This window comes from Thioalkalivibrio sp. AKL9 (genome assembly GCF_000377825.1).
GTDB classification, from domain to species: Bacteria; Pseudomonadota; Gammaproteobacteria; order Ectothiorhodospirales; family Ectothiorhodospiraceae; genus Thioalkalivibrio; species Thioalkalivibrio versutus.
The window spans coordinates 1-5,446 of record NZ_KB905127.1 but is presented as its reverse complement, the minus strand read 5'-3'; the positions used below and the strand labels follow the sequence as shown (position 1 = coordinate 5,446).

The window sequence follows — 5,446 nt, the reverse complement described above, 5'->3', positions numbered from 1 at the left end:
ATCGCCGACTGGGCCGACCAGCGCGGCGTGGAACTGAGCTTCATCCAGCCGGGCAAACCGATGCAGAACGGCTTCATCGAACGGTTCAACGGCAGCTACCGCCGCGGGGTCCTGGACCTCTACGTCTTCCGAACGCTGACCGAAGTCCGGGAACACACCGAGCAGTGGCTGCAGGACTACAACGAAACCATCCCTCACGACGCGCTGGGGGACCTGACGCCGGTCGAATACCGGCAGTTACACACCCCGGAAACCTCTAGTTATGCGTGGACCTAATCCGGGGAAGTCGACAGTAGGGCATGTCACGCTTGTTGGCTTCGATCTTGATGCGGTCGAGGAGCGACTCCTGCAAGCGCAGGGAGATCGTCCGGGTAGAAGGCTTGAGATTCGGGAGCTCAACCGCCGCGGCGCGGTTCCAATCGACGTACTCGCTGGACTCATGGCTCTCCCAGAACGCCCGCTCTTCTGCCTCGTCCTGGAACTCAGGAATCTTCTTGATATTGCTCATAGATGGCTCGCTCGAAAGGTGACAAAAGGTCGAAAATATCGGCCCCTGGTCCAGTAAGCCTCAGCGGGCGGGTGCCGGTGCGCCTCGCAGCAATCCTTCGGTGCTGAGGTCTTCGTCGAGTTCAGGCCAGTGGATTCCGTAGCCCCCGCCACAGATCTCCCAGGTCCGGAGCTGCTCGGGTGTTGCATGAGCCAGACGCGGGTACCACTCGAGCGGGACCGAAATCCGTCGACCGTCCATCAGGCCGACCACCAGGTCATGCTCGGTGAAATCCACGGAGGCAACACGCTCATCCGCGTTCGTGGCCAAAGAACCCATTCCAAGCCTCCAACAACTCCGGTTGCCGACGCTCGACAACCTCTCGAATCCGACGCAGCTCGTGCGCCGGAAACCCCATATTCCGCGCCAGCGCCACACGGCGCAACCAGAACTTTGCCGAGCACTTGCCCCGGTCTACATGCACGTGGGGCGGCTCGTCCGGCTCATGGCTGAACCAGTAGTAGCGGTACGGTCCATCCCTGAACACCGTCGGCATTGAGGCCTCCCGCTAACCGAGGCAATCAACGGCACCCAGGTGATGCCAGGAACATCCGTCCCGAAACCCCGATGCCCTTGATACTTCGCCGGCCGAGCCGCTGGACCGCCGCACGCATACGCTCGACACACCCCAGCGCCGCCACGTGGTAGGTACCCCGCCCCTTGCCGACATGCCGCACGAACTGCGCCGGATCGATCTGCAGGCGCTCCAGGATTGGCGGGATATGCTCCGGGATGGCGCCCCGCTTGTCCTCCCGGATCGCGCGCCCGGCCCAGTCCACCAGCTCCAGGTAATCCTCGGTCGTAAACACCACTGCATTGGTGTGCGGGTCATCGCCTTCTCGGCCCAGGACCGTCAGGCTGGGTTGGGCCTCGTCAGAAGCCTCACCTTCCTGCCCGTCGCCATCGAAAGCCAGCATTCGGATACGCTGCTGGATCGAAGTGAAATCGGACGCCTCAGGCGTATCCGCCATCCCCGCGCGTACCGGGTTCAGATCCACGTAGCTCATGCAGGTCAGCACCGACGCATCGTCCAGTAGCGCCTGGCTCTTGTATCGGCCTTCCCAGAAGCGGCCCTTGCAGCCATCCTCCGCATTGGCGCGCCGCGCCAGATGCTCGTTCAGGCTGCGCATGAACCACGAAAGATCCTGCAAGCGCTCCCGCCACAGGGCGATCTGCGCCTGCGCCCTCTCGCGTTCGGCCACCGTGCCCGTCTTGCCCGCCCGGTACCGCGTCACCAGCAGCGGCAACGAAAACAAGCGCTCCCAGCGCTCCATCACCTCGTCCTCGCTCCACGCCGTCGCGCAGTCTGAATCCAAGCGCACCACCAGGTGATAGTGGTTCGACATCACCGCGTACGCACACACCTCCAAAGCAAACACGTCCTGAAGCGCGCGCAGCCGCTCGAGCACCCAGCCGCGCCGGTGCTCGTAGTTCTTGCCCGAATAGAAATCCTCGCCGCACAGGAACGCGCGGCGAACACAGCGACAAATGCAGTGGTAATACGGCGTCGTCTCGACCGAGACGAGCTCCTTCCTGGCTCGCGTCATATCCGGACCCTCCCTGGTCCATGCACTCCCCCTGAAACCTAGTCCGGCCCACTCAGACCGTCAAGAAATCATGGGTGTCCTCTTCTTGCCCCTCTCTTCTTTGCCGTTTTTATGTTCGTTTTTCTTTCGTGGGTGTTCGCTAGTTGTTGGGTAACGGATGATTCTATACCGCACGAGAAGGCGCCCCTGTTTCGTGGCCGGGAGTGGCTGAGTATCGTGTGCGAAGGCCCCACGCAGGACGGATAGCATGGCGAGTACGATCCATTCGAACGCGCGCACCACACCCCAGATCCGGCGGGAGCTGCAGGAGGCGCCGCCAGGCGTGAGCGACCCCGAGCTGGCCCGGCGCTACGGCATTACCCGCATGACCGTGCGCAAGTGGCGCTACCGCCGGGACGTGGAAGATCGGTCTCATTGCCCCAAGCGGCTGCACACGACCCTGACACCGGAGCAGGAAGCGATTGTGGTCCAGGTGCGCGAGGTCGCACTCCTGTCGCTGGATGACCTGCTGATCGTGGCGCGCGAGTTCCTGAACCCGGAGCTGAGTCGGGCAGCGCTGGCACGCTGCCTGCGCCGGCACGGCGTGGGCGACCTGCGGGCCCTGCAGCGCGAGCGCGACGGAGAGCCCGAGGAACCGGCGTACAAGCCGTTCAAGGACTACGTGCCGGGCTTTGTGCACGTGGACGTGAAATACCTGCCGCAGATGGCGGACCAGACGTCTCGTGGCTACCTGTTCGTGGCCATCGACCGGGCCAGCCGCTGGGTCTATCTGGAGGTGCGGCGCACCAAGAGCGCTGAGGCCGCGCGCGGCTTTCTGAAGAAGCTGCTCGAGAAAGCGCCGTTCCATATCACCCACCTCGTCACCGACAACGGCAAGGAGTTCACCGACCGCTTTGCCGCGACTGGTGAGCGCGAGCCGACGGGGCATCACCCCTTCGACCAGCTGTGTGCCGAGCACGGGATCGAGCATCGCCTGATCCGGCCCAAGCGGCCCCAGACCAACGGCATGGTCGAACGCTTCAACGGGCGCATCGCCGATCTGCTGCGCACTCGCCACTTCGACTCCGGTCAGCACCTGGATGAGGCGCTGCGGCACTACCAGCGGCTGTACAACCATCACATCGGCCAGAAGGCGCTGGGACATCGGACGCCGGTGGAAACCCTCAAGGCCTGGCAGCATGAACGCCCCGATTTGTTTCGGAAACGTGTATATGACCAGGCGAGACCTGACAGCTAGTACGCACCGGGATAGAGGGGACCCGCTGAAGACCCCGACTCAACTAACGCCAAAATGAAACACACAACCGATAGCATGAAGAAAGGCCCACTAACTCGGCGTTTTCCCAGTTCAACCATCAAGCTCCCAAGACCAGCCCCCAGAATCACCCCACCAAAATACGCCACCACCAAATCACCCTCATAAATGCCAGCTGTCACTAGGAAAACCGACAGCATAATACCCAAAATAGTCGTAAACCTGACACCCAAAATCGGCCCCAAATATCACATCACTAATATCAAACCTAAAAACCCAAAGACAATCAGCGGAAAGCCACTGACGCCTCCATCTACATACCCAAGAGATCATGGGTATCCTCTTCTTCGCCTGCCGAACCCGGACAGCTAATCAGATCTATCTTTGAGTTCTCTATCCTCTCGATCTTGTTCCCTGTTATTAATCAGAACCACGACAGCTGCGACCAATGACAGCATCAAGAACATTCCAACACCCAGGGAAAAGAACGCTAGTTCGACATAACCAAGGAAGAACAGAGCCGGGCAACCCAACACCACAGCCAGGACTAGAAACCCGAACCCACCAGACCCATATCCGATTACCACGGCATCCACCCCCTCCGTCAAGAAATCATGGGTGTCCTCTTTTTCTGAACTCATGGGCATCCCCTTCTTCGTGGCTCTCCTTTAATTCAACGATTCATAAATCTCTTTTTTTGCTTGCATCAAAAGCCGGACAAAGTCTTTCGCATCAGAAAAATAATTCTTAAATGCCATTCTTATTTCTTCGCTTGAATCTGCCTTTACCAAAACTATATCTAGCTCTGGATTTTCATTTTCTAGCCTGAATAGGTCGTCTAGGGCCTCAGTTGAGTCCCTATAAGAAAAGACCTCCAGATCTCCATTGGGCTTAAATACTAGAATGGTATTTCGGTTTCTCGTGGCCTCAGTCTCGGCGGTGTTCAGGCCTGTCAGAGTCCGAATTAAATTCAACTCATTGTCTAGGGCTTCAAATTCCTTCAGCAAATCACCGTCAGATAAATCCGGGTGAGGACCCTTATTATCTTCGCAAACCCTGGCCAAAATCTCGCTTGCGAGCGACATGCAATTCAAATAACGCCTATCACCTTGCTGGAACTTTGGCTGGTTTTCCGTGATAAATCCAATAACCTCAACAGCTGTGGCCCAAGCATGTTGCACCAACGTCCTATACTGAATTTCAATCAGCAACCCTTTATATTTGTCTCCGTTCTTGGAATTTACATCATAGGAATAGACATCATGAATTCCCCTGTACCCTGTATCTTTCGGGTTCTTAATATAGTCATATTTATCAATCTCATTTTTCCGCTTATGCTTGAACCTAGCCTTGTGGAACTGCTTACGGAAATTATAAAGCTCGTCGATTGAATTAAAAATTAGCCTGCAGCCAGCAATATCGTCCATTCTGGACAATTCCATCTTCGGCAGACGTTGTAATTTGTTAAATATTGTATTTCGACGCTTATGCCTCTGGGCAACTACAATCGATTGGTTTCTAGTCCTTGTTCGAAGACTTGCTTGAAACGTATTAAGAACGGCTCGGTGGGCCGCCCGCCAGTCCTCAATAGACCGAAGATCATCTGAACTAGCCGTTCCCGCCCGGACGTTTTCGCCTGCTACATTCACGCGGCTTTTTGAGCCACCGGGAAATTCCGACATATTCATATTCCTAATGTGAATTGCTCGTCTCTCTTAGCGCTTATCACTCGTCACCGCGTTCTCGTGGTGTGCATAGAATAGTCATTTCTATCTTGTTTGGAATCACGGGGCCCATCCACTGCTGTCCCACTTAATTCAACGAGATAGCCCGATTCCTGGGCCGTTTTCGATACAATGGTTTCACCACAAAACGTTGAATCGAAACGAGGAATCGGGCTATGGCCTACCATGCTACTGTACTTCGTCAGCTTCTCCAATCCGTGCCGCGACTTGAATTTGAGCGACTGGCGACGAAGCTGGATGGGCCGCGGCGCAGCGACGCCTTGTCCCGCTGGAGCCAGTTTCTGGCTCTGGTGGTTGGGCATGTGGGCCAGCGGCACAGCCTGCGTGATATCGAGTCCGCGCTGATGAACGA

The 5,446-nt window shown here is 57.2% G+C and carries 9 protein-coding genes; 3 read left to right on the top strand and 6 right to left on the bottom strand.

Translation table 11 applies throughout. The features are described 5' to 3' along the window. Positions 1–276, top strand: a 276-nt coding sequence (locus D573_RS0113665; protein ID WP_018939219.1) for an integrase core domain-containing protein, incomplete at its 5' end; no start/stop codon positions are given. On the opposite strand, the gene D573_RS0113660 is transcribed toward D573_RS0113665, so the two are convergent. From D573_RS0113660 to D573_RS0113645, 4 genes are read right to left on the bottom strand one after another with little or no spacing between them, the layout of a single operon-like run. After that, the gene (locus tag D573_RS0113660; protein ID WP_018939140.1) at positions 257–508 is read right to left on the bottom strand and encodes a BrnA antitoxin family protein; all 252 of its coding nucleotides are present in this window, start codon (positions 506–508) and stop codon (positions 257–259) included. The genes D573_RS0113665 and D573_RS0113660 overlap by 20 nt on opposite strands. A gap of 60 nt (positions 509–568) precedes the next feature. Next, positions 569–826 carry a DUF2442 domain-containing protein gene (locus tag D573_RS0113655; protein ID WP_026182014.1) on the bottom strand — a complete coding sequence of 86 codons (258 nt, stop codon included), beginning with the start codon at positions 824–826 and terminating at the stop codon, positions 569–571. After that, positions 798–1,043: a DUF4160 domain-containing protein gene (locus D573_RS0113650; RefSeq protein WP_018880060.1), complete on the bottom strand. Its 246-nt coding sequence runs from the start codon at positions 1,041–1,043 to the stop codon at positions 798–800. Before D573_RS0113650 ends, D573_RS0113655 begins: the two co-directional genes overlap by 29 nt. Before the next feature lie 25 nt (positions 1,044–1,068). Beyond that, the gene (locus D573_RS0113645; protein WP_018939141.1) at positions 1,069–2,094 is read right to left on the bottom strand and encodes a transposase; all 1,026 of its coding nucleotides are present in this window, start codon (positions 2,092–2,094) and stop codon (positions 1,069–1,071) included. Positions 2,095–2,341: 247 nt separating this feature from the next. On the opposite strand from D573_RS0113645, the gene D573_RS0113640 reads away from it, so the two are divergent. Then, positions 2,342–3,331: an IS481 family transposase gene (locus tag D573_RS0113640; RefSeq protein WP_018939142.1), complete on the top strand. Its 990-nt coding sequence runs from the start codon at positions 2,342–2,344 to the stop codon at positions 3,329–3,331. A 386-nt stretch (positions 3,332–3,717) separates the two neighbouring features. Here D573_RS0113640 and D573_RS0113635 read toward each other — a convergent pair whose 3' ends face one another. After that, positions 3,718–3,990, bottom strand: a complete 273-nt coding sequence (locus tag D573_RS0113635) for a hypothetical protein (RefSeq protein ID WP_231367880.1) — start codon at positions 3,988–3,990, stop codon at positions 3,718–3,720. Positions 3,991–4,017: 27 nt separating this feature from the next. After that, the gene (locus tag D573_RS0113630; protein WP_255346782.1) at positions 4,018–5,031 is read right to left on the bottom strand and encodes a RelA/SpoT domain-containing protein; all 1,014 of its coding nucleotides are present in this window, start codon (positions 5,029–5,031) and stop codon (positions 4,018–4,020) included. A gap of 218 nt (positions 5,032–5,249) precedes the next feature. Here D573_RS0113630 and D573_RS15035 point away from each other — a divergent pair. After that, positions 5,250–5,446: DUF4372 domain-containing protein (locus D573_RS15035; protein WP_038039944.1), on the top strand; the 197-nt coding region annotated here is incomplete at its 3' end.